The sequence below is a fragment of the Asanoa hainanensis genome (assembly GCF_900188485.1).
Classification (GTDB): Bacteria; Actinomycetota; Actinomycetes; order Mycobacteriales; family Micromonosporaceae; genus Asanoa; species Asanoa hainanensis.
Map to the genome: position 1 here is coordinate 314,316 of NZ_FZPH01000001.1, position 24,982 is coordinate 339,297.

23 protein-coding genes are annotated in these 24,982 nt (G+C 71.6%); 15 read left to right on the plus strand and 8 right to left on the minus strand.

Annotation, left to right across the window (positions count from 1 at the left end):
• The first annotated feature begins 2 nt into the window (after positions 1-2).
• Both CHC05_RS01500 and CHC05_RS01505 read left to right on the plus strand, forming a co-directional pair.
• On the plus strand, positions 3-1,508 hold the full coding sequence (locus CHC05_RS01500; RefSeq protein WP_089243810.1) for a tripartite tricarboxylate transporter permease: 1,506 nt from the start codon (positions 3-5) through the stop codon (positions 1,506-1,508).
• A 279-nt stretch (positions 1,509-1,787) separates the two neighbouring features.
• Positions 1,788-2,114 (plus strand): MTH938/NDUFAF3 family protein, encoded by a 327-nt coding sequence (locus CHC05_RS01505; RefSeq protein WP_245870608.1) that lies wholly within the window; start codon positions 1,788-1,790, stop codon positions 2,112-2,114.
• A 7-nt stretch (positions 2,115-2,121) separates the two neighbouring features.
• Here the strand turns inward: CHC05_RS01505 and CHC05_RS01510 are convergent, their stop codons facing one another.
• The 3 genes from CHC05_RS01510 to CHC05_RS01520 all read right to left on the minus strand — a co-directional run bounded on the left by CHC05_RS01510 (position 2,122) and on the right by CHC05_RS01520 (position 4,216).
• Complete coding sequence (locus CHC05_RS01510; RefSeq protein ID WP_089243813.1) at positions 2,122-2,703, minus strand: dihydrofolate reductase family protein; 582 nt, start codon at positions 2,701-2,703, stop codon at positions 2,122-2,124.
• A gap of 66 nt (positions 2,704-2,769) precedes the next feature.
• Positions 2,770-3,609 carry an AraC family transcriptional regulator gene (locus tag CHC05_RS01515; RefSeq protein ID WP_245870609.1) on the minus strand — a complete coding sequence of 280 codons (840 nt, stop codon included), beginning with the start codon at positions 3,607-3,609 and terminating at the stop codon, positions 2,770-2,772.
• 55 nt (positions 3,610-3,664) lie between these two features.
• A complete protein-coding gene (locus tag CHC05_RS01520; protein WP_144022443.1) occupies positions 3,665-4,216 on the minus strand; it encodes a hypothetical protein in 552 nt (183 codons plus the stop codon).
• 143 nt (positions 4,217-4,359) lie between these two features.
• Here CHC05_RS01520 and CHC05_RS01525 point away from each other — a divergent pair, with 143 nt between their 5' ends.
• Together CHC05_RS01525 and CHC05_RS01530 are read left to right on the plus strand one after the other, a co-directional pair.
• Positions 4,360-5,352: an ArsR/SmtB family transcription factor gene (locus CHC05_RS01525; protein WP_179266007.1), complete on the plus strand. Its 993-nt coding sequence runs from the start codon at positions 4,360-4,362 to the stop codon at positions 5,350-5,352.
• 65 nt (positions 5,353-5,417) lie between these two features.
• The gene (locus tag CHC05_RS01530) at positions 5,418-6,548 is read left to right on the plus strand and encodes an epoxide hydrolase family protein (RefSeq protein WP_089243821.1); all 1,131 of its coding nucleotides are present in this window, start codon (positions 5,418-5,420) and stop codon (positions 6,546-6,548) included.
• Between the two features lie 50 nt (positions 6,549-6,598).
• Here the strand turns inward: CHC05_RS01530 and CHC05_RS01535 are convergent, their stop codons facing one another.
• Genes CHC05_RS01535 through CHC05_RS01550 form a run of 4 tightly spaced genes read right to left on the minus strand, consistent with a single transcriptional unit; the run spans position 6,599 to position 11,383 of the window.
• Complete coding sequence (locus CHC05_RS01535; protein ID WP_089244672.1) at positions 6,599-7,486, minus strand: siderophore-interacting protein; 888 nt, start codon at positions 7,484-7,486, stop codon at positions 6,599-6,601.
• On the minus strand, positions 7,483-9,579 hold the full coding sequence (locus tag CHC05_RS01540) for an iron ABC transporter permease (RefSeq protein WP_089243823.1): 2,097 nt from the start codon (positions 9,577-9,579) through the stop codon (positions 7,483-7,485). The genes CHC05_RS01535 and CHC05_RS01540 overlap by 4 nt, the downstream gene beginning before the upstream one ends.
• Positions 9,579-10,562, minus strand: coding sequence for an ABC transporter substrate-binding protein (locus tag CHC05_RS01545; protein ID WP_179266008.1), 984 nt, complete (start codon positions 10,560-10,562; stop codon positions 9,579-9,581). Before CHC05_RS01545 ends, CHC05_RS01540 begins: the two co-directional genes overlap by 1 nt.
• Positions 10,559-11,383, minus strand: a complete 825-nt coding sequence (locus tag CHC05_RS01550) for an ABC transporter ATP-binding protein (RefSeq protein ID WP_089243827.1) — start codon at positions 11,381-11,383, stop codon at positions 10,559-10,561. The genes CHC05_RS01545 and CHC05_RS01550 overlap by 4 nt, the downstream gene beginning before the upstream one ends.
• A gap of 118 nt (positions 11,384-11,501) precedes the next feature.
• Between CHC05_RS01550 and CHC05_RS01555 the strand changes: the two genes are divergently transcribed.
• The 7 genes from CHC05_RS01555 (at position 11,502) to CHC05_RS01585 (ending at position 20,033) form a co-directional block, all read left to right on the plus strand.
• Entirely contained in the window at positions 11,502-12,422 is a 921-nt protein-coding gene (locus tag CHC05_RS01555; protein ID WP_245870610.1) for an endonuclease/exonuclease/phosphatase family protein, read from the plus strand.
• Between the two features lie 117 nt (positions 12,423-12,539).
• Positions 12,540-13,586, plus strand: a complete 1,047-nt coding sequence (locus tag CHC05_RS01560) for a LacI family DNA-binding transcriptional regulator (protein ID WP_089243829.1) — start codon at positions 12,540-12,542, stop codon at positions 13,584-13,586.
• Entirely contained in the window at positions 13,583-14,848 is a 1,266-nt protein-coding gene (locus CHC05_RS01565) for a sugar ABC transporter substrate-binding protein (protein WP_089243831.1), read from the plus strand. The genes CHC05_RS01560 and CHC05_RS01565 overlap by 4 nt, the downstream gene beginning before the upstream one ends.
• A gap of 1 nt (position 14,849) precedes the next feature.
• Positions 14,850-15,809, plus strand: a complete 960-nt coding sequence (locus CHC05_RS01570) for a carbohydrate ABC transporter permease (protein WP_089243833.1) — start codon at positions 14,850-14,852, stop codon at positions 15,807-15,809.
• The gene (locus tag CHC05_RS01575; protein WP_089243835.1) at positions 15,806-16,645 is read left to right on the plus strand and encodes a carbohydrate ABC transporter permease; all 840 of its coding nucleotides are present in this window, start codon (positions 15,806-15,808) and stop codon (positions 16,643-16,645) included. The genes CHC05_RS01570 and CHC05_RS01575 overlap by 4 nt, the downstream gene beginning before the upstream one ends.
• Positions 16,646-16,653: 8 nt before the next feature.
• Positions 16,654-18,192, plus strand: coding sequence for a glucoamylase family protein (locus tag CHC05_RS01580; protein ID WP_089243837.1), 1,539 nt, complete (start codon positions 16,654-16,656; stop codon positions 18,190-18,192).
• A complete protein-coding gene (locus CHC05_RS01585; protein WP_089243839.1) occupies positions 18,189-20,033 on the plus strand; it encodes a GH39 family glycosyl hydrolase in 1,845 nt (614 codons plus the stop codon). Before CHC05_RS01580 ends, CHC05_RS01585 begins: the two co-directional genes overlap by 4 nt.
• Positions 20,034-20,256: 223 nt before the next feature.
• On the opposite strand, the gene CHC05_RS01590 is transcribed toward CHC05_RS01585, so the two are convergent.
• Positions 20,257-21,741 (minus strand): arylsulfotransferase family protein, encoded by a 1,485-nt coding sequence (locus CHC05_RS01590; protein ID WP_089243841.1) that lies wholly within the window; start codon positions 21,739-21,741, stop codon positions 20,257-20,259.
• Between the two features lie 107 nt (positions 21,742-21,848).
• Between CHC05_RS01590 and CHC05_RS01595 the strand changes: the two genes are divergently transcribed.
• From CHC05_RS01595 to biuH, 4 genes are all read left to right on the plus strand, one after another.
• A complete protein-coding gene (locus tag CHC05_RS01595) occupies positions 21,849-22,217 on the plus strand; it encodes a hypothetical protein (RefSeq protein ID WP_218824383.1) in 369 nt (122 codons plus the stop codon).
• 28 nt (positions 22,218-22,245) lie between these two features.
• On the plus strand, positions 22,246-22,887 hold the full coding sequence (locus tag CHC05_RS01600; protein ID WP_089243843.1) for a GntR family transcriptional regulator: 642 nt from the start codon (positions 22,246-22,248) through the stop codon (positions 22,885-22,887).
• Between the two features lie 66 nt (positions 22,888-22,953).
• Positions 22,954-24,273, plus strand: a complete 1,320-nt coding sequence (gene atzF / locus CHC05_RS01605) for an allophanate hydrolase (protein WP_089243845.1) — start codon at positions 22,954-22,956, stop codon at positions 24,271-24,273.
• Between the two features lie 16 nt (positions 24,274-24,289).
• Complete coding sequence (gene biuH, locus CHC05_RS01610) at positions 24,290-24,979, plus strand: biuret amidohydrolase (protein WP_089243847.1); 690 nt, start codon at positions 24,290-24,292, stop codon at positions 24,977-24,979.
• Positions 24,980-24,982 lie beyond the last annotated feature (3 nt).

The window sequence follows — 24,982 nt, forward strand, 5'->3', positions numbered from 1 at the left end:
GCATGGAACTTCTCGACAACCTCGCGCTGGGCTTCTCGACCGCGTTCCTGGTCCAGAACGTCCTGTGGTGCTTCGTGGGCGTGCTGCTCGGCACGGCCGTCGGTGTGCTGCCCGGCATCGGCCCGACGGCGACGGTGGCGATGCTGCTGCCGATCACGTTCAACTTCGAGCCGGTTACGGCCCTGATCATGCTGGCCGGGATTTATTACGGTGCGCAGTACGGCGGGTCCACGACGGCGATCCTGATCAACCTGCCGGGTGAGTCATCGGCGGCGGTCACCGCTCTGGACGGTCACGAGATGGCCCGGCAGGGGCGGGCCGGGCCCGCGTTGGCGGCGGCGGCGATCGGGTCGTTCTTCGCGGGGACCGTCGCCACGGTCATCCTGGCCGTCGCGGCGCCGCCGTTGGCTGACGTCGCGCTGAAGTTCGGGCCGGCGGAGTACTTCTCGCTCGTACTCCTCGGCCTGATCGTGTCTATTGCTCTCGCCCGGGGTTCCGCCCTGAAGGCGCTCGCGATGATCGCGCTGGGGATCCTGTTCGGGACGGTCGGGCAGGACATCTACACGGGTACGCCGCGGTTCACGTTCGACGAGCGTTCGTTGTACGGCGGGATCGACTTCGTGTCGGTCGCGGTAGGCCTTTTCGGCGTCGCGGAGATCCTGCGGAACCTGGAGAACGAGTCGACGCGGTCGGCGGTGATCTCGAAGGTCCGCAACCTGTGGCCGACGCGGGAGGACCGGCGCCGGCTGGTCGGGCCGATCCTGCGGGGCACGGGCCTCGGATCGGCTTTGGGCGTGCTGCCCGGCGGCGGGCACGTGCTGGCGTCGTTCACGTCGTACGCGGTGGAGAAGCGGGTCTCGAAACGCCCGCAGGAGTTCGGCCGCGGCGCGATCGAGGGGGTGGCGGGCCCCGAGTCGGCGAACAACGCGGCGGCCCAGACGTCGTTCATCCCGCTGCTGACGCTGGGTCTGCCCGCCCACCCGGTGATGGCGCTGATGGTGGGCGCGTTCATCGTGCACGGCATCACCCCGGGCCCGAACGTCATCAACGACGAGCCGGCCCTGTTCTGGGGCCTGATCGCCTCAATGTGGATCGGCAACGTCCTACTGGTCCTGCTGAACCTGCCCCTGATCGGCATGTGGGTCCAAATGCTCCGCATCCCATACGCGGTCCTGTTCCCAATGATCATCCTGCTCGCCGCGATCGGCACGTACTCCCTGAACTTCAACTCCTGGGACGTGTACGCGATCGTCTTCTTCGGCCTACTGGGCTACATCCTGATCAAATGCGGCTGCGAACCCGCGCCGATGTTGCTGGGCTTCGTCCTTGGGCCGCTCTTGGAAGAACACCTCCGCCGAGCCCTGATCATCTCCCGCGGCGACGCGACGGTCTTCCTGACCCGTCCGATCTCCGCGGTCCTGCTGGTGGTGGCGGTGGCGGCCTTGGTCGTCGCAGTGCTCCCAACAATCCGCAAACGACGCGAGGAGGTCTTCACCGAGGAGGAGTAGGACGCCCACTGAACTCGGGCGAGATCGCGGTCTCGAAGGGGTAGTGACCCTCAAAGACAGCGCCAAACCCAGTCGTCGAGGTCGGCAACGCGCAGCGGGCGAGGGGCATCGTCAGCATGAGCCGCAACGACAGTGGGATCGCGCCTTCGCTCGAAGCCAGGCTGGACGTGTGAAGTCGTGTCGCTCCGCGGACACAAACCCGATTTCGCGGCGGCGGCGATTGAAGACCATGGCCTTAAGCACCCGACGGTAAGGGCGCGCCCTCGTGGAGGCCCTAAAGTGGGGCCGCCGCAAAACGAAGGCCTGGGCACTGTCAAGGACGCGAAGCTGTACCCCGGCGGCGGCCGGGACTGGAACGAGATGGGCACCCGCCATCGCCCGGGCATCCAAACCGCCGACGTCGAGGAACTAGTCACAGCCGGCGCTACGACAGTCGTGCTCTCCCGCGGCATGGACCAGGTCCTGGAAGTAACCCCCGAGGCATTGACCTGGCTGGAAAAACGCGGCGTGACCGTGCACGTGGCCCAAACCCGAGCCGCCGTAGCGACCTACAACGCCCTGATCGCGACCACCGCCGTCGGTGGCCTCTTCCACTCCACCTGCTGACCCACCCTCAACGGCGCACCTGATAGCTCAGGTGGAGCACCCGGTTGCTCTGGAGCACCACGTCCGGGTCCGCTAACAGGTGTTGTGCCTGGACCGACCCGAAGAAGCGCTTGCCGGATCCGAACACCACGGGTACGACGTCCATGCGCACCTCGTCGACCAGGCCCGCGGCGAGCGCCTGGCCGCCGACGTCGCCGGCGGCGACCTCGACGATGCGGTCGCCCGCGAGTTCCTGTGCCTTGGCCACCGCCGCCTCGACGCCGTCGACGAAGTGGAACGGCGCCTCGGGGTCCCAGCCCTCGGGTGCCGGCCGGTGCGTCACGACGACCACGTGGTCGATCCCGCTCGGCGGCTTACCGTCCCAGCCGTCCGTCAGGTCGAAGACGTGGCGGCCGGCGATCGTCACGCCGATCTGGTCCCAGTACGGCCGGGTGTAGTCGTACGACGTCTGCGACACCTTGACGTAGCCGCTCTCGTCCAACGGGACGTCACCGCTGGTCAACCAGTCGAACAACGGGCCTGGCTGGTCCTTCTCGTCCGCGATGAAGCCGTCCACGGACACCGAGCTGTACATGACCACCTTGCCCACAGCGCTCTCCTTTGGTTTGGGTTGCCCCAAGCTAGCGCGCCGATGGGGGGTCGCTCTTGTAAGAAATCAATCGGCCGGCAGCGGCCAGCCCTCCAGCACGTGGCCGGGATGTTCGCGCAGGAACCGCTGCCGGACCTCGACGTACCGCGTGGGCGTGAGCCCGGTGAACGCCCGGAACTCGTGGCCGAAGTGCGCCTGGTCGAAGTAGCCGGCGCGAGCGGCGAGCTCGCCCCAGTCGATCGGTCCGGCCGGGTCGATCGTCAACATGGTCGTGGTGAAGCGGTAAGAGCGGGCCAGCCGCTTCGGAGTGACGCCCACGAGCGACTTGAACCGCTGCGCCAGATGCGTGCTGCTGACACCGGCCGCCGTACGCAGGTCGCCGATCGCCACCGCCCCGCCCGTCGCGGCGATGACGCTGCCCGTGTGACGGACCAGCCCCAGGCCGGCGGTCTCGCCCAGCCGGCGCATCAGCTCCTGCTCGAGCAGCGTCAGCATCTCGTGCGGCCCGTCCGCGGCGGCCAACCGGTCGCGCAGCCCGGCGACGGCGGGACGGCCCCACACCTGCTCGATCGTCACGGGCCGGTCGCACAACTCGGCCGCGGGCATCGGCAGGAACGGCGCCAGCCCCCACGGCTTGACGTGCGCACCGACGGACCGGGTCGGGATCGGGTAGCCGAACTCGTACGCGCGAGTGGGCATGGTGACCACGCAGCCGTCGGCGTAGTCGGCCGACTCGAGGTCGCCGCCGGCGCGAATCCGGAACGGCGCGCCGAGGTTGACGATGAGCAACGCCCCCGGCGCCGGCGGCAACATCAGCCGGGCGTACGGCGGCACACCCTCCAGGTAGTAGAGGTCGTCGATCAGCCGGTCCAGCGGCGGCCGCGGCACTCTGGACACGTACTCCACAGACACAGCATCACGGCGACCCTGTCCCCGATCAACCCCGCCCGCAGAGGTGCTCTCAATGCCACCGGCTCATCCAGTCCCCCGGGTGGGTGACGCGGAAGTCGGCCAGGGCCTCGTCCGTGCGGGCCGCGATCATGATGAGGTCCTGTGATCGCCGGAGGATCACGTCGGGGCTCACGTGCCACGGTGCGTTCCACTCCATGGCCGGCAGGATCGTGGACAGCGGCGTGAAGGCGTCGAACAGCTCCCCGTCGTAGTCCGTCAGCTTCCGGCAGTCGTGACGGTCTCCGGCCTCCACCGCCTCCCAAAGAACCAGCTCGACCAAGCTGAGAGAGAAGCGATCGGTGTACGGCTGCGGCCGGTGCGGGAAGTTGACGTAGACCGGCGGGTCGTCGCGCCACGGTCGTAGTGGCACCGAGAAGAACGCGGTCGCCTGGTGGGTGCACCTGAAGGTCAACATCCCGTCGTCGTACGAGAGCTCCTCCAGCTCGTACAACGCGCCTTGTCGGCTCGTCAGGTCCGGGTTGTTGCCGATGAGCTGGTATGCCTGCCGGACCACCTCCGGGAGCTCGAGCGCGCCCAAACCGGCCACGATGTCGAACCCCATGGCGCGACAGCATAGGAGTCAGTTGGCCGACACCGTGCAACTCCCGGCCGGGACAGGTCGTCACCTTGCATATGGACAGCCGTCGTCCGGGTTTGGAGGATGGACACGGCTGGACGGTGCGCGACGACTCACGGGGGGCCATCATGCGCATCCATTTCACGCGGCTCGACCTGGCACGGACACAGCTCGCCGACGGGCCGGATCCCATGTGGGAGACGGTCAACAGCTTGCAGGCCCTGCAGGGCCGGTACGGGCAGGCCGACCTTGCACACTGGCGGTCGGAGACCGCGCACGAGCTACGCGGCAGCGGGCTCGCCACCGCCGTCCGGCACCAGCTCTTTCCGCTGGTGCCCCACGCGGCGTACTTTCCGGATCTCGTCACGCCCCTGGAGGGCGCGCTCGGGCTCGAGGCCGGCATCGACGCCATGCTGTCGACGCCGCGCAGCCGCATCGCCGCGGAGATCGACCAGCTGAAGCCCGACCGCGCGGGGCGCGCCCAACTCGAGCGGTTCCGCGACGGCCGGGCGAGCGACCTGGCCGCCTGCGGCGACCTGATCCGCGCCTACTACAAGGCCGCCGTCGACCGCATCCACGAGACGATCACCGCGGCCGTCGACCGGGACCTCGCCGTCCGGCGGACCGCGATCCACACCGGCGGCGTCGAGGGGATGCTGTCGAGCTATGAGCCGCTGATGCGGTGGCGCTACCCGGTGCTGGAGCTGCCGTCGCATCCGTCGGCACGCGACGTGCATCTTCAGGGTCGCGGGCTGCGGCTGATCCCGTCGTACTTCTGCCGGACCCACCCACTCACCGTGTACGACGGGTCGCTCCCGCAGGTCGTCGTCTACCCCGTGCGGCACACCGCCGAGGCGGGCGACAATCAGGCGTTGGCCCGGCTGCTGGGTGAGACCCGCGCCGCGGTGCTGATCTCGATCCACAAGGGCTGCGGCACGGGTCAGCTCGCGGAGCGGGTGGGCATCTCGGCACCCGCGACGAGCCACCACATCGGCGTGCTGCGGGAGGCCGGGCTCGTCGCCAGCAGCCGTTCGGGCACCACGGTCCACCACACCCGCAGCCGGCTCGGAGACGCCCTGGTGCGCCGGCACCGAAGCGGAAACGGACCTGGATCGCTCTGACCAGCGTATTTCCACCAGGATGGAAACCCCTCCCCCAGGAGGCCAGGCCCGGGGAGAGTGGGCCGATGGCTGACCGCATCGAGCCGTTCCGCATCGAGGTCCCGCAGGACGAGCTCGACGACCTGCACGCCCGGCTCCGGCACGCCCGCTGGCCCGACGAGACCCCGGGCGAGGGCTGGAGCCGTGGCGTGCCGCTCGCCCGCCTGCGCGCGCTGGCGGAGCACTGGCAGTCGGGCTTCGACTGGCGCGCCCAGGAGGCCCGGCTCAACGCGTACCCCCAGTTCACGACCGAGATCGACGGCCAAAGGATCCATTTCCTGCGGGTGCGCTCGCCGCGGCCGGACGCGATACCGCTGCTGATCACGCACGGCTACCCGAGCTCCGTGGCGGAGTTCCTGCACCTGATCGACCTGCTGACCGCACCGGAGCAGCCGGACGCGCAGGCGTTCCACGTGATCGCGCCGTCCCTGCCGGGCTACGCGTACTCGACACCGCTGTCCGGCCCAGGTTGGGCGATGGGTCGCGCGGCCGCCGCCTGGGTCGAGCTGATGCGCCGCCTGGGCTACGACCGCTACGGGGTGCACGGCGGCGACGTCGGCGCCGGCGTCTCGGGCACGGTCGCCGGGCTCGACGGCGACCGCGTGATCGGCGCGCACGTGGTGACCGACCCGCTGACCGCCGCGAACGTCGCGACCTTCCTGCCGGGCATGGCCGACTGCCTCGACGCCGCCGACCCGGTCGACAAGACCATCCTGGAGCGGATGGACGCGTTCCGCCGGGAAGGCTCGGGCTACCTCGCGATCCAGAACAGCCGTCCACAGACGATCGGGTACGGCCTGGTCGACTCGCCCCTGCTGCTGCTCGCGTGGATCGCCGAGAAGGTCCACGAGTGGACCGACCTGCCCGTCGACGACGACCTGCTGCTGACGAACGTGTCGCTCTACTGGTTCACCCGCAGCGGCATGACAACCGCGCACACGCTCTACGAGCAGGCGCACTCCATGGACTGGGGTCCCCCGGCGTCGGTGCCACAGGGCTTCGCGGTCTTCGGCACCGACGAGACCGTCCGGCGGATCATCCCGACCCCGGCCGGGACGCACTGGTCGGAGTTCCCCCGCGGCAAGCACTTCCCGGCGATGGAGGCTCCGGCGGAGCTGGCCGCGGACCTGCGGACGTTCTTCGGACCGCTCGCCTAGAAGACGCCCGCCGGCGCGGGAGAACGGGGGACCGCGCCGGCGGGGCGCCTTCAGGACTCGGCTCGGCCGTTCTTCCAGTAGCCCATGAAGGCCACCGACTTCCGGTCCCAGCCCTGCTCCTTGACCAGGTGGCGGCGCAGGGTGGTGATGGCGGCCGACTCCCCCGCCAGCCACGCGTAGCGGTCGCCGACCGCGCCCTCCTCCGGGACCTCCCAGATGTCGCCGTCCGGGTCGAGCTCGTCGACGACCGCCCGCACGCCGGCCGGCACCGGCGTGCGGTTGCCGGCCACCACGTGCTGCACCGCCGCCACCAGGCGGGCGCCGTAGTCGTGCGCGCCGTCCCGGCACACCCACTGCACCCGCAGGCCGGTCGGCGCCGGCAGGTCCAGCGCGTCCCCGAGAGCGGGCACCTCCAGCACCACGTCACCGCGGGCGTCGGCGGGCAGGCGCGACAGGATCGCCGCCACGGCCGGCACGGCGGTCTCGTCGCCGGCGATCAGCAGCCGGGCGCCGATCGGCGGGCGGAACTCCAGGCCGCCGTGGTCGCCGGAGTGTTCGGCGTTCGGGCCGAGCAGGACCAGCTCGTCGCCGACCGTGGCCAGCAGCGCCCACTGGGAGGCCGGGCCGCCGTCGCCGTGCAGCACCATGTCCACGTCGACCTCGGCCAGGTCGGGTCGGACCGCAGCCGCCGTGTAGGTCCGGATCGGGTTCCGCCGATCGTCAGGCAGGGCCCGCCACGAAGACCACCAGTCCTCGTGCATCGGCAGGTGCGCGAAGCCGTGCGCGGGGACCGGCAGGCACAGCTTGATCCGCTGGTCGTAACCGTTGTCGGCGAACGATTTCAGACAGTCGCCGACGAAGGTGACCCGGATGAACGACGGGCTCAGCCGCCGCACCGCGCCGACCGTCACCGGGAAGAACCGCCACGAGGGGGTCATGAAGCGCCTCCAGACGCGGTACGGGACCGCCACAACAGCCAGATGAAGTACGGGGTGCCGATCAGGGCGGTGATCAGACCGGCCGGGATCTGCGCCGGCGCGATGACGGTCCGGCCGATGGTGTCGGCGGCGCTGACCATCAGGGCGCCGAGGAGGGCGGCCACCGGGAGCACCCGGGCGTGCCGGCCGCCGACCAGCGCCCGGGCGGCGTGCGGTGCGACCAGGCCGACGAAGCCGACCACGCCGACGGCCGACACGGCGGTCGAGGTCAGCAGGGCGGCGGCGACCAGGGCGATCATCCGGGTGCGTTCCAGCCGCACCCCGAGCACCCGCGGCGTGTCCTCGTCGAGGGCGAGCAGGTCCAGGTCGCGCCGGGCGTACGCGAGCAGCGGCACCGCGATCAGCAGCGCCACCAGCACCGGCACCACCTGGCCGGCGGTGCGGCCGTAGGTGGACCCGGACAGCCAGGTCAGCGCCTTGCCGGTGTTCCACGGGTCGGTGGCGATGATGATCATCGTGATCACCGCGAACAGCCCGGTCTGCATGCCGATCCCGACCAGGACGAGGCGATCGGAGCTGAGCCCGCCGCGCCACGACAGCCCGTAGACGATCGCGAACGCCAGCAGCGCGCCCAGGCCGGCCACGCTCGACATCACCCAGACGCCGGCGAGCGGGGCGAACGAGATCAGCGTGACCGCGCCGACGCCGGCGCCGGCGGAGATGCCGAGCAGGCCCGGCTCGGCCAGGGGGTTGCGGCAGACGGCCTGGACCACCGTGCCGGCCACGGCGAGGGCCGCACCGGCCAGCAGCGCCGCGAACACCCGCGGATACCGCTGGTCGAGCACGAACGTGTACGCCGGCCCGGTCTTGTCGGAGAGCCAGTTGACCACGTCGCCGAGCAGCACCCAGGTGTCGCCGAAGAGCATGCCGGCCACCAGGGCGCCGAGAACCAGCAGAGCGGAGACCGCGAGCACCACGAGGAACGCGCCCCCGGTACGCAGGCGCCCGGAGGTCCCCTGTGGCGTGTTGCCGGCGTCCCGGTGGCGGCGCGCGAGCCAGATCAGCAGCGCGGCGCCGAACAGCGAGGTGACCACGCCGGTCGGCACCTCGACGCCGGCCTGCGCGCCGACGATGGCCCGCAGCAGCACGTCCGAGCCGACCACGACGAGCATGCCGACGATGCCGGACAGCGGCAGCAGCACCTTGTGCCGCAGCACGCCCGGCACGGTGCGGGCGAGCAGCCGCACGATCACCGGCGCGCACAGGCCGACGAAGCCGACCGGGCCGACCATGGTGACCGCGGCCGCCGAGAGCAGCACGGTCAGCAGCACGACGACGAGCCGGGTGCGCCGCACGTCGACGCCGAGCGAGGTGGCCGGGTCGTCGCCGAGGGCCAGGATGTCGAGCCGGCGGGCGGCGAGCAGCAGGCCGACCACCGCCAGGGCGATGACCGGGCTGAGCCGGGTGACCGCGGTCAGGTCGCTCTGCACCAGGGAGCCGTTGCCCCACGCGTACAGGCCGATGGTGTTCTGCTCGAAGAGCAGCAGGAGCACCGTGGTCAGCGAGCCCAGCGCGAGCGCGACCGCCGTGCCGGCGAGGATCAGCCGGGTCGGGCCGGCCCGGCCGCCGGAGGAGAGCGCGAGCACGAGGCCCGACGCGAGCAGGCCGCCGAGGAACGCGAGACCGCCCGAGGGCAGCACGCCGAGGCTGACGCCGAACGCGGACACGGCGACCACCGCGAGGTAGGCGCCGGCGTTGACCGCGAGGGTGTCCGGCGAGGCGAGGGCGTTGCGGGCCAGCGACTGGAGGCCCGCGCCGCCCACGCCGAGGGCGATGCCGACCACGAGCGCGGCCAGCAGCCGGGGCAGCCGGGAGGCGACCAGCACCTGGGTCGTGGCCGCGTCGTCGCCGCCGAACAGCAGGCGCAACAGGTCCGTCGCGCCGACCGACGAGGTCCCCTGGGTGAGGTGGACGGCCGCGAACAGCACGGCCAGGGCGCCGGCGACGGCGAACGCCACCGCCACCCGGCCGCGCCGCGGAACGGGGAGGCCGGCGGCCGGTGGGGCCGCCGACTCCACTGTGGATACGCTCATCAGCCCTTGTACGCCGCGACGACCGCGTCGATCCACTGCGTGCAGGACTTCGGGCCGCCGAAGGTCCAGATGCCGTTGGGCAGCTTGGTCACCTTGTCGGCCTTGACGAACGAGAGGTTGTCCCAGATCGCGTTGCCCTTGAGGCCGTCGGCGAAGACGTCGACGCCGTCCGAGGCGTTGTAGAAGAAGCGCACGTCCTTGCCGTCGAGCGCCTTGACGCCCTCGACGTCGGTCTGGCCGAGGCCCCACTGCGGGTCGCCCGCGGCGGTCCAGGCGTTCTCCAGGCCGATCGCGGTGCCCAGGTCGGAGACCAGCGCGCCCTTGCCGAACATCCGGATGGAGACGGTGCTGCCTTCCTTCCAGCCGTCGGCCATCGCGAACTGCTTGCCACCGGCGGCCGCGGCGAGCTCGGTCTTCGCCGACGCGATGCGGGCGTCGAGGTCGGACATCAGCTTCTCGCCCTCGGTCTTCTTGCCGACCGCGGTCGCGATCATCGTGACGTCCTCGCGCAGCCGGTCGAGGTTGCGCTTCGCGTCACTGCCGACGGTCACCAGCACCGGCACGTACTTCTCGAGCTGCGCCACGATCGGCGCGCCCCGCTCGGCCTCCATGACCACCAGGTCGGGCTGCAGCGCGACGACCGAGTCGACGCTGGGCTCGCCGCGGGTGCCGACGTCCTTGACCGAGGCGTCCAGCGGCGCCGAGGTGACCCAGGTGGCGTACCCCTTGTTGTCGGCGCTGCCGACCGGCATCACGCCGAGGCTGGCCAGGATCTCGGTCTCGCCCCACTCGAGGCTGACCACCCGGGTCGCCGGCTTCGGCAGAGTGATCTCCTTGCCCCGGCCGTCCTTGACGGTCACCGGTCCGGTGGCGGCGTCGGACGACGCGGCGGGCGTGGGCGCACCGGCCTCCTCCGTGGTGCCGCAGGCGCCGATCGCCAGGGCCGCGACCGCGGCGACGGCGAGCAGGGGGATTCGCTTCATACGGATTCTCTTTCAGGGGTACGCGACCGGCGATGGTGCCGGCCGACGGGTCGGGTGGAGAGGTGGCCGGTCTCGGGGTCGACGAGGACCTCGACCGGGATGCCGTAGGTGTCGGTCAGGGCCGCCTCGGTGAACACGTCGCGGGGCTCGCCGGCGGCGACCACGCGGCCCTGGGAGAGCAGCACGACCTGGTCGGCGACGGCCGCCGCCTGGTCGAGGTCGTGCAGCACCACGCCGACCGCGACGCCGTGCTCGTCGGCGAGGTCGCGGGTCAGGTCGAGGATCTCCACCTGGTAGCGCAGGTCGAGGAACGTGGTCGGCTCGTCGAGCAGCAGCACACCGGTGTCCTGGGCCAGGCAGGTGGCCAGCCAGACCCGCTGGCGCTCGCCGCCGGAGAGCTCGTCCACCGCGCGGTCGGCCATCGCGGTCACGCCGGTGACCTCCATCGCCCAGGCGACCGCCCGGGGACCGTCCGGGTCGTCGGCCTTCCAGCGGCCCCGGTACGGGTGGCGGCCGTAGCCGACCACGTCGTGGACGCTGACGCCGGCCGGCACCGGTCGGCTCTGCGCGAGCAGCGTGACCTGCCGGGCGAAGTCGCGCGGGGACAGCGCCAGCGCGGACGCGTCACCGAGCAGCACGTCGCCGTTGACCGGTTTGTGCAGTCGAGCCAGCGCGCGCAGCACCGTCGACTTGCCGCTGCCGTTCGGCCCCACGAGTGCGGTGACCTGACCTGGACGCAGCGTGATCGACGCGCCGTGCACGACCGGAGCGCCGTGGTAGGCGAGGTCGAGACCGGCGCCGCGAAGTTCCCCCTTGGACACGAGGTTAGGTTAGCCTATCTTCTGACCAGGTCAACCTAACCTCCGAGCGCGCACTCGCTGTGACGACACGGGCGCGATAGCGCTGACGCGCCGTGACAACACCCGCTAACGTCATGCGGTGCTCTCGCTGCCACGACGCCTCGTCACCGCGCTCATGGTGCTGCTCGCGATCGTCGTGACGGCCGGCCTCGCCTTCCACCGGTCGGTGCCCAACGTCGCCGGCTTCGGCAGCGTGCTCGACACCGCCGCGCCGCTGTTGCTGCTGGCCGTGCCGGTGCTGATCCTCGGCGCGGTGGTGGCCCGCACCAAGCTGGCCGTCGTCGCGGTGCTGGTGCCACTGCTGGTCTGGGGCCTGCTGTTCGGCCGGGCCTGGTTGCCCAAGGGTGACCCCGGCGCCACCCAGCTCCGGGTGGCCAGCCAGAACGTCAACGCCGCCAACCCCGACCCGGCCGCCACCGCGGGCGCGGTGGTGGCCACCGACGCCGACGTGGTCGCGCTGGTCGAGGTGGCCGAGGGCCTGCGCGACTCGACGGCGGAGACGATGGCCGCGCACTACACGCACCACGTGCGGGTGTCCACCGTGGAGCTGTGGAGCCGCTACCCGATCGTCGACTACGCGCCCGTCGACACCGCGCTGGGCTGGGAGCGCGCCCTGCGCGCCGTCGTCGACACGCCCGAGGGCGAGGTCGCCGTGTACGCCGTGCACCTCGGCTCGGCCCGGCCCGGTGTCACCGCCACCCGCGACCGCTCCCTGCGCGCGCTGGCCGACACGGTGGCCGCCGACCCGGCCGAGCGGCTGGTGGTCGCCGGCGACCTGAACACCGCCATCACCGACCGCGTGATGGCACCGCTGCGCGACCACGTGCGCGACGCGCAGGCCGACGCCGGGCGCGGCCCGGGCGCCACCTGGCCGGCCTCGCTGCCGGTGATCCGGCCGGACCAGATCTTCTACCGCGGACTCGTGGCGACGATGTCCACAGTGGTGCATACGCCCGCGACGGACCATCGGGCTGTGGTGGCAGGCTTCCACTTCGGCTGATCCACCATCCACGATGGATTCTAGATCCACTGTGGCTAGTCCGATTTGTCGATAGCTGCAAATGGCGAACGCGAAGTTTCAAGCTCGTTAAGGACGGGTAGCTTCGGCGCCGTGGAAATGAAAGCGCTTTCAAAGCCGAAGACGGCGACGATCTACGAAGTGGCCCGGCACGCCGGCGTGTCGATCGCCACCGTCTCGCGCGCCCTGCGGGACTCGGATCTCGTCACCGAGTCGACCCGCGCCCGGGTCCGCGCCGCGGTCGAAGCGCTCAGCTACACCCCCAACCAGCTCGGCCGGTCGCTGGCCGAAGGGCGGCACGCCGCCAACGGGATCGTCTTCCCCGACCTGACCGGCCCCTACTACGCCGAGGTCGTGCTCGGCTACGAGGAGGCCGCCTCCGAGCTCGGGCGCAGCGTGCTGATCCTGGCCACGCACGGCCGGCGCGACGCGGAGGCCGCGGTGCTCGACCTGGCGGGCCGGGTCGACGGCCTGGCCGTCATGGGCAACACCGTCGGCGACGACACCGTGCGGTCGATCGCCGCCACCGGCGTCCCGCTGGTGCTGCTGGCCCGCCCGCCGGTCGACGGCGTCGACACGATCCGCACCCGCAACGAGCGCACGGCCGCCGAGCTCGCCGCCCACCTGCTGGCACACGGGCACCGGCGGATCGTCTTCGTCGGCGACCCCGAGGCCGCGCCCGACATGGCCGGCCGGTACGCAGGCCTCGCGAAGACCATGCGCGCGCACGGCCTGCCCCGGCCGGACTGCCGGCCGTGCTCCTACGACGTCGAGGCCGGCGAACGGATCGGCGCCGAGCTGATGGCCGACCCGCCGGACGCCGTGGTCTGCGCCAACGACGAGGTCGCCCTCGGTGTGCACCTGGCCGCCGAGGCCGCCGGCCGCTCCGTGCCCCACGACCTGGCCGTGACCGGATGGGACGACGTGCTCGCCGCCCGGTTCGCCGGCCTCACCACCGTCTCGCAACCGATGCGGGAGCTGGGCGCCACCGCGGCGCGCTGGCTCGACGGGCGCATCGCCGAACGTACAGCGGGCCCGGAACGCGCCACACCCCGGCGCCGGGTCCTTCCCACGCAGCTCGTCGTGCGACGCAGCTGCGGGTCACACCCCGTGGAAACACCGAATCCCCTCGGAGGTACGGCATGAGAAGGAGCAGGTTCGCGGCCGTGGCGGCGGTCGCGTTGGCTGCCTCGATGGCGCTGACCGGTTGCGGTCGCGACTCGGGCGGCGGGCAGGACGAGGCCAAGTCCGTCGCCGACGGCAAGGCCAGTGGCGAGATCACCGTCTGGGCGATGGGCACCGAGGGCGAGAAGCTCGGCGAGTTCGCCAAGGCGTTCACGACCGAGAACCCGGACGCGAAGGTGACCGTCACCGCGGTGCCGTGGGACGCGGCGCACCAGAAGATCGCCAGCGCGATCGCGGCGAAGCAGACACCGGACGTGTCGATGATCGGCACGACCTGGCAGGGCGAGTTCGCCAAGACCAGCGCGCTCGACCCGACCCCGCCGGATCTGATCAAGAAGGACGACTTCTTCCCCGGCGCCTGGGACACCACGGTCGTCGACGACACCTCGTACGGCGTGCCGTGGTACGTCGAGACCCGCGGCATCTACTACCGCAAGGACCTGGCCGCGGCGGCCGGCTTCCCGGACGGCCCCAAGACCTGGGACGACCTCAAGGCCATGGCCACCAAGATGAAGGCGGCCGGCGTCCGCGAGGGCTTCCACCTGCAGGGCGCGAAGACCGGCACCTGGCAGTCGATCATGCCGTTCGGCTGGTCCAACGGCGCCGAGGTGAGCAACGGCGACAACTTCTCCTTCGACACCCCGGAGATGACCGAGGCGCTCGAGTACTACCAGTCCTTCTTCAAGGAGGGCCTGTCCAACGCGGACCTGCCCGAGGGCGCGCTGGAGCCGGACTTCGTCAGCGGCAAGATCGGCGCGTTCATCTCCGGCCCGTGGCACATCGGGATCCTGGAGGAGAAGGGCGGCGCGGCCTTCAGCGACAAGTTCGGGATCGCGCAGATGCCGATGAAGAAGTCGGCCACCTCGTTCATCGGCGGCAGCAACCTGGCGGTGTTCAAGGACGCCAAGAACCGGGACGCGGGCTGGAAGTTCGTGCAGTGGCTGAGCAAGCCCGAGGTGCAGGTCAAGTGGTACCAGACGGTGAAGGACCTGCCGTCGGTGCAGTCCGCGTGGGACGACAGCACGCTGTCCGGCGACCCGTACCTGGCGGTGTTCGGCAAGCAGCTCGAGGACGCCAAGGCGCCGCCGGCCATCTCCACCTGGGAGCAGGTCGCGGCCGCGTTCGACCTCGAGGTCGAGAAGCTGTGCAAGAACCAGGCTGACGCGGCCACGACGGCCAAGGCGATCCAGCAGAAGGCCTCCGCCATCGGAACCGGGGCCTGAGATGACCAGCGCCCCCGCGGCGACGGCGCCGGCAGGGTCGGTCGGGACCACTCCCGACCGGCCGACCGGGTCGATCCGGCGGCGCCAGCGCCTGCGGCGGGCGCTGACCGGCTGGGCCTTCTCCGCGCCGTACACCGTGCTGTTCCTGGTCTTCATGGCCGTGCCGGTGGTCGTCTCGCTGGTCATGAGCTTCACCGACCTGCGCTCGACCGACCTGCGCAACCCGTTCGCGGTCAACTTCGTGGGCCTCGACAACTACACGCGGCTGTTCTCCGACGACCTGTTCCTGCGGTCCTCGGTCAACACGCTGGTGTTCGTGGTGATCGGCGTGCCGCTGACCATCGTGCTCGCGCTGGCCGCCGCGACGGCGCTCAACTCGGGCCTGCTGCGCTTCCGGGCGCTGTTCCGGGTCGGCTTCTACCTGCCGGTGGTGACCAGCATCGTGGCCGTCGCGGTGGTCTGGCGGTTCCTGCTCGACCCCGAGGTCGGCCTGGTCAACAACCTGCTGCGGGTGGTCGGCATCGACGGTCCGGCCTGGCTGTTCGACACCAAGCTGGCGCTGCCCTCGCTGATCCTGATGGCCGCCTGGCGCAACTTCGGCTTCCTCATGGTGATCTTCCTGGCCGGCCTGCAGGCCATCCCGGGCGACCTCTACGAGGCGGCGACCCTCGACGGCGCGACCCGGTGGCAGCAGTTCCGCAACGTCACGCTGCCCCTGCTGCGCCCGACCCTGCTGTTCGGTGGCGTGGTCACCGGCATCGGCTATCTCCAGTTCTTCGAGGAGCCGTTCGTGATGACGCAGGGCGGCCCGCTCTCGTCGACGCTGTCGGTGTCGTACCACATCTACAACCAGTTCGGCTTCGGCAACTACGGCTACGCGGCCGCGGCGTCGTACGTGCTCTTCGTGGCGATCGTCGCGCTGTCGGTCATCCAGTTCCGCTTCCTGGGAGACCGCAAATGAGCGCCCAGGTGCGGCAGCGGGACCGGGTCGCCAAGGCGGTGCTCTACGCGATCCTGACCGTCGGGCTGGTCGTGGTCGTCGGACCGTTCGTGTGGATGGCGCTCTCGTCGCTCAAGCCCGAGGGCGAGATCCGCTCCGTGCCGCCGACCTGGCTGCCGGAGCACTGGACGCTGGACAACTTCCGCGACCTGTTCTCCCGGCTCGACTTCCCGCTGTTCTTCTTCAACTCGGCCTTCGTCGCCGTCGCGGTGACGCTGGGCAACCTGCTGTTCTGCTCGCTGGTCGGCTACGCGCTGGCCAAGCTGCGCTACCCCGGCAAGAAGGTGCTGTTCCTGGCCGTGCTCGGCATGCTGATGGTGCCCGGCATGGTGACCTTCGTGCCGCAGTTCGTGCTGGTCAGCAACATGGGCCTGACCAACTCGTACGCCGGCCTGATCCTGCCGTTCCTGGTCGGCCCGTTCGGCGTGTTCCTGATGCGCCAGTTCCTCCAGTCGATCCCCGACGACCTGATCGAGGCCGCCCGGGTCGACGGCGCCGGCGAGTTCCGGATCTTCTTCCGGGTCGTGCTGCCGCTGTGCCGGCCGGCGCTCGCCACGCTCGGGATCCTCACGTTCCTCGCGTCCTGGAACAACTTCCTCTGGCCCCTCGTGGTCGCCAGCACGGAGGACAAGTACACGCTGCCGGTCGCCCTGGCGCTCTACAGCATCGGGCAGAACCGCACCGACTTCGGCCTGCTGCTGGCCGGCGCCGTGGTGGTCGTCGTGCCGGTGCTCATCGTGTTCCTGCTCCTCCAGCGGCACTTCATGCGCGGTATCGCGACCACCGGACTCAAGTAAGGAGACTCATGCGACGCATCCTCGCCCCGATCGTCGCGCTGGCGCTGGTGTTGGTGAGCGGCTCAGCCGCTATTGCCGCACCTGACGCTCGCGGCGCTGACCGCACGCTGACCGCCTATGCGAAGGACACCTGGCGGTCGTTGGTCGCCATGACCGACCCCCGCACCGGGCTGGTCGCCGACAACATCAACGGTGACCTGAAGACGCCGTCGGCCTATACCTCGCCGACCAACATCGGCGGTTACATGTGGTCGGCGGTGGTGGCCCGCGAGCTGGGCTTCATCTCGCGCAAGGAAGCCCGGGACCGGATCTCGAAGACGTTGGACACCCTCGCTCGGCTCGACCACCACGAGCCGTCGGGCATGTACTACAACTGGTACGACCCCAAGGACGGCTCCGTCGTGCGGGTGTGGCCCGAGGACGGCAACACGGTCTACCCGTTCATGTCCAGCGTGGACAACGGCTGGCTCGCGGCGTCGCTACGCGTGGCCAAGGGTGCGGTGCCGGAGCTTCGCGGCAAGGCGGACTCGATTTTGTCCAAGATGGACTTCGGGTTCTACTACAACCCGGCCGCCACGACGCCGTTCGGTGCGAGCGGGCTGATCGCGGGTGGCTGCTGGGACGAGGCGCCGCCCGGTTGTTCACAGCAGCGGGACGGTGTCTGGTTCACCTGCAACCACTACGACATCACGGTGACCGAGCCGCGGATCGCCACGTACCTCGGCATCGGCGCGGGCCAGATCCCGGCCGAGGCGTACTACAACACCATGCGCACGCTGCCGGCCACCTGCGACTGGAACTGGCACGAGATGCAGCCGGTCGGCTTCAACACCACCTACCAGGGCGTGCCCGTGTACGAGGGCGCGTACGAGTATCGCGGCATCCGGTTCGTGCCGAGCTGGGGCGGCGACATGTTCGAGGCGCTGATGCCGGACCTGTTCGTCCCCGAGGAGCGCTGGGCGCCGAACAGCTGGGGCCGCAACCACCGCGCGACGGTGGCCGGCCAGATCGAGCACGGCATGAACGACGCCGGGTACGGCTACTGGGGCTTCTCCCCCGCCAGCGACCCGAGCGGCGGCTACGCGGTCTGGGGCGTGGACGCGATGGGCATGGACACCGACGGCTATCCGTCGGACGTGGAGAAGTCGAAGTACGACGCCGGCTTCGGTGACTGCCGCCCGGCCGGTCCGGCGCCCGACTACGGCGACGGCGTGGTGACACCGCACGCGGCGTTCCTGGCCCTGCCGTACGCCAAGGGTCCGGTGGTCTCGAACCTGGCTGGTCTCAAGCGCAACTTCGACGCGTACGGTCCGGGCGGGTTCTACGACGCGATCGCGGTCGGCAGTGGGAAGGTCGCCAAGCGCTACCTGTCGCTGGACCAGGCGATGATCATGGGTGCGCTCGGCAACGAGCTGTCCAACGACCTGATCCGGCGCTCGTTCGTCGACAAGCGGTTCGAGCAGCGGATCCGGCCGCTGATCGGGCAGGAGACGTTCAACATCCCGGCCGACCAGGCCCTGCCGCAGCTGCGTGGTGCGGGCGCATGACGGTCGGCGACATCGCCGCGCAGGCGCGGGCACAGTGGGTCGCGATGATGGGCAGCGGCGGGGCGCAGGATCGCGCTCCCGGCGAGCCCGACGCGGCCGACCTGCCCGCGCCGGCGGGGCTCACCGCGGTCACCGGCCGCGGCCAGGTCACCTTGAGCTGGGAACCGGTCGAGGGCGCCATCGGGTACGCCGTGCATCGCGCCTCCGCGTCCACGGGTCCGTTCACGGTCGTGGACCACGGCGGCGGTGACGTCCTCGCCGTGCCGCACGGGCCGTATGCGGACACGACCGTGGAGCCGGAGCGCGAGTACTGGTATGCGGTGGCGCCGCTGGCCACCGTGACCGCGATGGGTCCTTTGTGCACGCCGGTGCGGGGTGCGGCGCTCGGGCCGGACTCGGAGGTCGCGCCGTTGGCGCTGCGGGTCGAGGCCTCCTCCGACGCCGGCCCGCTGGAACGGCCGTGGCGGTTCATGGTCGGCTCCGAGCACCTGTCCCATCTGCTGTCCACCGACCGCACCGGCGGCCGGGAGATCGGGGCCGAGCTGCGCGACGCGCTGGCCCGGGTGCACTCCGAGCTCGGCGTGGAGACGGTGCGGGCGCACGGCATCCTGGACGACGACCTCGGCGTCTACCGCGAGGTCGATGGTGCGCCGGTGTACGACTTCTCCGGGATCGACCAGGTCTACGACACCGTGCTGGCGTTGGGGATGCGGCCGATCGTCGAGCTGGGCTTCATGCCCCGGGACCTGGCGAGCGACCCGGCGCGCACGGTCTTCACGTACCGCGGGATCATTTCGCCGCCGAAGGACTGGGACCGCTGGGCGGACCTGGTCGCTTCCCTGGTGCGGCACCTCGTCGACCGCTACGGCCTCGACGAGGTGCGCGACAACTGGGCGTTCGAGGTGTGGAACGAGGCCAACCTGTCGGTGTTCTGGTCGGGCACGCCGGCCGAGTACTGGCGGCTCTACGAGCTGGCCGCCCGCGCGGTCAAGTCCGTCGACCCGGGCCTGCGGGTCGGCGGGCCGGCGACGGCCGCGGTCGGTTGGGTCGACCGGCAGCTCGAGGTCGACGCGCCGGTAGACTTCGTGTCCACGCACATCTACGGCAGCCCGCCGCTGGACCTGCGGGCCATCACCGCGGACCGGCCGCTGTGGTGGACCGAGTGGGGCGTCACCGCGACCCACGGCAACGAGATCAACGACACGGTCTTCGCGGCCACGTTCCTGCTGCGCGGCATGCGCTCGGCGGCGGGCCGGATCGAGTCGCTGGCGCCGTGGGTGGCCTCGGACCACTTCGAGGAGCTGGGCCGCCCGCCCCGCTTCCTGCACGGTGGTTTCGGGCTGCTGACCGTCGGCAACCTGGCCAAACCGAAGTTCTGGGCGCTGTGGCTGGCCCAACGCCTCGGCGACACTGCGGTCCCGGCTCGGCTGTCGGGCGACGGTGCCGACAGCCTGGTCGAGACCTGGACCGCCCGCGACGCTTCCGGCGGGGTGGGCGCCCTGGTCTGGAACGGCACGCTGGACCACGCGAAGCGCGACGGCGACAAGGCCCTGGACCGCGCGGTGACGATCCGCTTCGAGGGCCTGACCGGCACCCGCTACGAGCTGCGCCAGTGGCGGATCGACGCCGACCACGGCAACGTGGCGGCCCGCTGGCAGTCGATGGACGGCGGCGACTGGCCGTCCGACGAGCAATGGGCCGCACTGGCCGCGGAGGACACACTGCCAGAGACGGTGTCCATCGTGGAGGCCGAGGGCGGCGTGGTCGAGCTGACGGTGGACCTACCGAACCCGTCGATCGCCTTCGTAGAACTAACACCCGAAGGAAGGGACCCTTCTTAACGTTTTCCGGATATGAAGGGACCCCTTGTTAACGCTCCAGGGCGCGGGCTCGGTCGAGCCCGCGCCCTCAGCGTGGACGCGGCCTGCGGCCGCGTTGACGGCGGAGACCAGGTGCAGGTAGGTCGTGCCCGCGACCCGCGCCAGAACGATGTCGCCGACCTCGACCTTCGCCGCTCCCATCGCCGCACAGCATCCCCCGCCTGCCGACACCGCGCGAGCGGGTTTAGGCCTGCGGGACGATGGTCAGCGGGGACGATCCGACGACCGTGCCGGCGCGGTCCAAGGCGTCGACCACCACGAAGACCGCCGTCGGCGGGAGTGCGACCGTCGTTTCGAAGCCGGTGCGGGTGGCCGTGGTAATGCTGGTCAGACGGTCCGGTTGAAGGCCCGCGCGGGCCTGCCAGCGGGTCACCGCGGTGGCGCCGTTCCAGCTCACGTGCGCCGCGCCGTGGACCGCGGTCACCGCCGGCCGGTCGGTGGGCGTGCCGGTCCAGTCGAACTTGTACGCCCGGTACGAGCCGTTGTCCGCCGGCAGGCTGCCGCGGGCGACCAAGGTGCCGTCGGCGGCGTACTCGGTGAAAGCGGGTTGCTGTCCCCAGCCGACCAACGAGCCCCGGCCCGGCAGCTCCTGCACCGAACCCTGGCTCGGGGCGAGCAGCGCGTCCGGGTGTTGGAGGGCGCGGACCAGCCGGGCCGTGCGGGCGGTCTCGTCGACGTCGAGGACCAGGCCGCGGGAGGCGTTCGAGCGGTTGGTGATGCCGGCCTCGTTGTCGAACAGGCCCAGGGTGCCGTCGGACCGGCGGCGGGCGTCGTGCTGCCACGCGAAGGCCGCGTCCGGGCCCATCCGGATGTCACTCCGCTTGCCGCCGAGCCGCCACCGGACGGCGCCCGAGCGACGGTCGATCTTGTAGATCGTCCAGGTGTGCCGGGCCGAGACGAGCAGCGTGCCGTCCCGGTCCACCTCGACCGAGTTGGCGTGCAGGTAGTCGTACGGGACGCGGCCCGTGGGCGTCGCGTAGGACTCGTCCAGGCTGACGTGGTCCCGCGCCCGCCACTGGAAGACGATCGCCCCCGTGGCGACGTCGACCTCGTAGAGCACCCCGTCGACCAGCGCCCCGTCGGCCGGGCCGCCGTGGGCGGACAGGTCGGCGGCGACCGGCTCGTACGCGAAGAAGATCGCGGTGCCCTCGGGGGTGAGGATCAGGTCGTGCTGGTCGGCGGGCACCGGCCCGGGGGCGCGCAGGCGCCGAAGCTCCCGGTACGACCGGTCGACGATCACGAACTCCCCCGCGCCGATCCCGTACCGGGGGTCGATCGTGCCCTCCCACCAGGTGATCACCGGTTGGCCGGCGAGGCGTTGGACCCGCGCGTCGATCGCGATCACGCCGGGCCCGCTGACCTGGTGGAACCAGACCGGCTGGCCGGTGCCGTCGACCAGCAGCGGGCCGCGCCCGCCGACCCCGGCCGCAGGGGTGAGGAAGACCAGGCCGGGCGCGGTCGGGCCGGTCGCGGTCACCTCGACGACCGGCACGGCCAGGTCGGGGCGGCTCACGAACTGGCGCAGGGGTGCGGGCTCGGCCGGCGGGTCGGCGGGCGTGCCGACGCCGGACCGGCCGACCGCGAAGCCGCCAGCACCGACCGCCGCCAGCCCGGCGCCGCCCGCGAGGAGCCGGCGTCGGGTCAGCCGCGGGCGGGCGTTGTCGCTCATCGGGAATCAGCCTGCCGGGAAAGGCTGACCGAAACGTGGGCGGAAGCTGGCCGTTCGCTGAAGAGCGCGTCTGGCACACCGCGCCGCCGTGGCTTAGCGTTACCGCCGTGCCCACCACCGAACCGTCCGCGCTGCGCGAGCGGCTCCGCCGTACCCTCCGTGACGCCCTGCGGGCCCGAGACGCGGTAGCGGCGGGCGCGCTGCGGGCGGCGATCTCCGCGATCGACAACGCGGAGGCGGTGCCGGCCGAGTCGGCACGGGCGTCACTGAAGCCGCTCGGTGTGGTGGGCGTGGGCGCTGCCGAGGCCACCCGCCGCCACCTGGACGACGACGAGATCCTGCGGATCGTCCGGGCCGAGGTGGCCGACCGGATGGCCGCCGCGGCCCAGTACGAGCGCCTCGGCCAGGTCGACGCCGCGGGCCGGATGCGGTCCGGTGCGGAACTGCTGGCGGCGATCGCGGCGGACGCGAGTTGATCGAGCGGGGACCACGGTAGGGAGCGCGGTGGAACCGGACGCGCTCGCCGCGCCCAGCCTGGTCGACCTCACTGTCGCCCGGCTGAGCCGGGAGATCCTCAGCGGGCGGCCCGGGCCGGGCGAGAAGCTGGTCGAGGAGCAGATCACCCGGCGATACGGGATCAGCCGTGCGCCGTTGCGGGAGGCGCTGCGGCTGCTGGCCCAGCGCGGGCTGGTCGAGCACGTGCCACGCCGGGGCGTGCGGGTGGCGACGCTGTCCGAGCGCGACGTCCGTGAGCTCTACGACCTGCGGGACGTGCTGGAGCGGCACGTCGTGCGCACCGCGCTGCCGGCCACTCCGGGCGGGCTCGCCGACCTGCGCGAGGCGCTGCGCGCGATGGCGGAGGCCGCGACCGCCGGTGACCGGCTGTCGGTCGCCGAGGCACACCGGGCGTTCCACGTCGCGGTCGTCGCGCTGGGCGGCAACCGGCAACTGACCGCGGCGTACGCGGCGACGCTGGAGAAAATCCAGCTCTACATGGCGGTCAACCTGCGGCGGGAGGCCGAGACCGCGCACGCGCCCGACGGGGTCGATCGGCACGCCCGCCTGCTCGACGCGGTGGCCGGCGGCGACCCGGCGGAGGTGCTCGCGGTCCTCGACGGCCACGGCGCCCGGTCCTACCTCGGGTAGCCGCCGAAACATCGCTGTTACGGCACGGCGAAGTACCTGAAAATCATTCTGTCGACAATAGACAGCATGCCTCGGCGGCCCGTCCCCGATCTCCGCGTCACCGCGCTGCGCGCCGCGTACGACAGCGGCGGGCTGCGGCCGGCGGACGTCGTCGACGAGGTGCTCGGCCGGATCGCCGACGACCACAGTTGGATCACCCTGGTGCCGGCCGACGACTTCCGCGCACGGGCGGCCGAGCTCGAAGCCAAGAGCGACCGGCCAAAGCTCTACGGTGTCCCGTTCGCGGTCAAGGACAACATCGACGTGGCCGGGCTGCCGACCACCGCCGGCTGTCCGGACTTCGCCTACCGGCCCGACCGGACGGCCGAGGTGGTCACCCGGCTGCTCGACGCCGGTGCGATGCTGGTCGGCAAGACCAACCTGGACCAGTTCGCGACCGGCCTGACCGGGACCCGATCCCCGTACGGTGCCTGCTCGAGCGTCTTCGGCGGCGGCCTGGTCTCGGGCGGGTCGAGCTCCGGGTCGGCCCTCGCGGTGGCGACCCGCACGGTCTCGTTCGCGCTGGGCACGGACACGGCGGGCTCCGGCCGGGTGCCGGCCGCGCTCAACGGGATCGTCGGCCTCAAGCCGACGCGGGGGCTGCTCAGCGCGGCCGGCGTCGTGCCGGCGTGCCGGTCGCTCGACTGCGTCTCCGTCTTCGCGGGCGACGTCGCCGGTGCCGCCGCCGTGTTCGAGGTGGCGCTCGCGCGGTCGCTCACCGACCCGTGGAGCAGGTCGGTGGCGCTGCCCCGCCGCGCGCCCGGGACGCTGCGGCTGGGTGTGCCGGCCGCGCCGCTCGACGACGCCGACCCGGGACAGGCCGAGGCGTTCGCCCGCGGCCGCCAGCGGGCGACCGCGCTGGCCGCGCGGACGCGGCCGGTCGACGTGCGCCCGTTCCTCGCCGCCGGTGACCTGCTCTACGAGGGTCCCTGGGTCGCGGAGCGGCTGACCGCGGTCGGCGACTTCCTGGATGCCAAGCCCGACAGCGTGCTGCCGGTCACCCGCACCGTGCTGGAGACCGGGCGGAGGCACTCGGCCGTCGACGCGTTCCGCGCGCAGCACCGGCTGCGGGAGCTCGCCGCCGTCGTGGAGCAGGGCTGGCGCGAGATCGACCTGCTCGTCCTGCCGACCGTCGGCACCACCGTCACGCACGCCGAGGTCGCCGCCGACCCGATCGGGCGCAACGCCGCGCTCGGCCGCTACACCCATTTCGCCAACCTGCTGGACCTCGCGGTCGTGGCGGTGCCCAACGGGTTCACCCCCGACGGCCGCCCGGCCAGCCTGTCGCTGATCGGCCCGGCCGGCAGTGACGTCACCCTGCTGCGGTTCGCCGCCGCGCTCGCCTGATCCACCGGGAGGACCCATGGCACGCATCGGGCCGGTCAAGGCCGAGCCCTACCCCTGGCCGTACGACGGTGACGTGCCCGTCGACCGCACGGCCCTGCTCTGCATCGACTGGCAGACCGACTTCTGCGGGCCGGGCGGCTACGTCGACAGCATGGGCTACGACATCTCGCTCACCCGCGCCGGGCTGCCGGCCACCGCCGCGCTGCTCGCCCACGTGCGCGCGCTCGGCATGCTCGTGGTGCACACCCGGGAGGGGCACGACCCCGCCCTGACCGACCTGCCCGCCAACAAACGCTGGCGGTCGCGGCAGATCGGCGCCGAGATCGGTGCCGCTGGGCCGTGCGGCCGGATCCTCGTGCGCGGCGAGCCCGGTTGGGAGATCGTGCCCGAGGTCGCGCCGGTCGCCGGCGAGGTCGTGGTCGACAAGCCTGGCAAGGGCGCGTTCTATGCCACCAACCTCGACCTCGTCCTGCGTACGCACGGCATCACGCATTTGATCCTGACCGGCATCACCACCGACGTGTGCGTGCACACCACCATGCGCGAGGCCAACGACCGTGGTTACGAGTGCCTGATCCTGTCGGACTGCACGGGCGCCACCGACGCCGGCAACCACGCCGCGGCGCTGCACATGGTCACCATGCAGGGCGGCGTGTTCGGGTGCGTGGCCGCCAGCACCGACGTCATCGCCGCGACCATCCACTAAGGA

Coding starts and splice junctions, on each gene's coding strand:
- CHC05_RS01500 (WP_089243810.1), top strand. CDS start 3: ATGGAACTTCTCGACAACCTCGCGCTGGGCTTCTCGACCGCGTTCCTG.
- CHC05_RS01520 (WP_144022443.1), bottom strand. CDS start 4,216: ATGGGGTTCGACATCGTGGCCGGTTTGGGCGCGCTCGAGCTCCCGGAG.
- CHC05_RS01525 (WP_179266007.1), top strand. CDS start 4,360: ATGCGCATCCATTTCACGCGGCTCGACCTGGCACGGACACAGCTCGCC.
- CHC05_RS01530 (WP_089243821.1), top strand. CDS start 5,418: ATGGCTGACCGCATCGAGCCGTTCCGCATCGAGGTCCCGCAGGACGAG.
- CHC05_RS01535 (WP_089244672.1), bottom strand. CDS start 7,486: ATGACCCCCTCGTGGCGGTTCTTCCCGGTGACGGTCGGCGCGGTGCGG.
- CHC05_RS01540 (WP_089243823.1), bottom strand. CDS start 9,579: ATGAGCGTATCCACAGTGGAGTCGGCGGCCCCACCGGCCGCCGGCCTC.
- CHC05_RS01545 (WP_179266008.1), bottom strand. CDS start 10,562: ATGAAGCGAATCCCCCTGCTCGCCGTCGCCGCGGTCGCGGCCCTGGCG.
- CHC05_RS01560 (WP_089243829.1), top strand. CDS start 12,540: ATGAAAGCGCTTTCAAAGCCGAAGACGGCGACGATCTACGAAGTGGCC.
- CHC05_RS01565 (WP_089243831.1), top strand. CDS start 13,583: ATGAGAAGGAGCAGGTTCGCGGCCGTGGCGGCGGTCGCGTTGGCTGCC.
- CHC05_RS01570 (WP_089243833.1), top strand. CDS start 14,850: ATGACCAGCGCCCCCGCGGCGACGGCGCCGGCAGGGTCGGTCGGGACC.
- CHC05_RS01575 (WP_089243835.1), top strand. CDS start 15,806: ATGAGCGCCCAGGTGCGGCAGCGGGACCGGGTCGCCAAGGCGGTGCTC.
- CHC05_RS01580 (WP_089243837.1), top strand. CDS start 16,654: ATGCGACGCATCCTCGCCCCGATCGTCGCGCTGGCGCTGGTGTTGGTG.
- CHC05_RS01585 (WP_089243839.1), top strand. CDS start 18,189: ATGACGGTCGGCGACATCGCCGCGCAGGCGCGGGCACAGTGGGTCGCG.
- CHC05_RS01590 (WP_089243841.1), bottom strand. CDS start 21,741: ATGAGCGACAACGCCCGCCCGCGGCTGACCCGACGCCGGCTCCTCGCG.
- atzF (WP_089243845.1), top strand. CDS start 22,954: ATGCCTCGGCGGCCCGTCCCCGATCTCCGCGTCACCGCGCTGCGCGCC.
- biuH (WP_089243847.1), top strand. CDS start 24,290: ATGGCACGCATCGGGCCGGTCAAGGCCGAGCCCTACCCCTGGCCGTAC.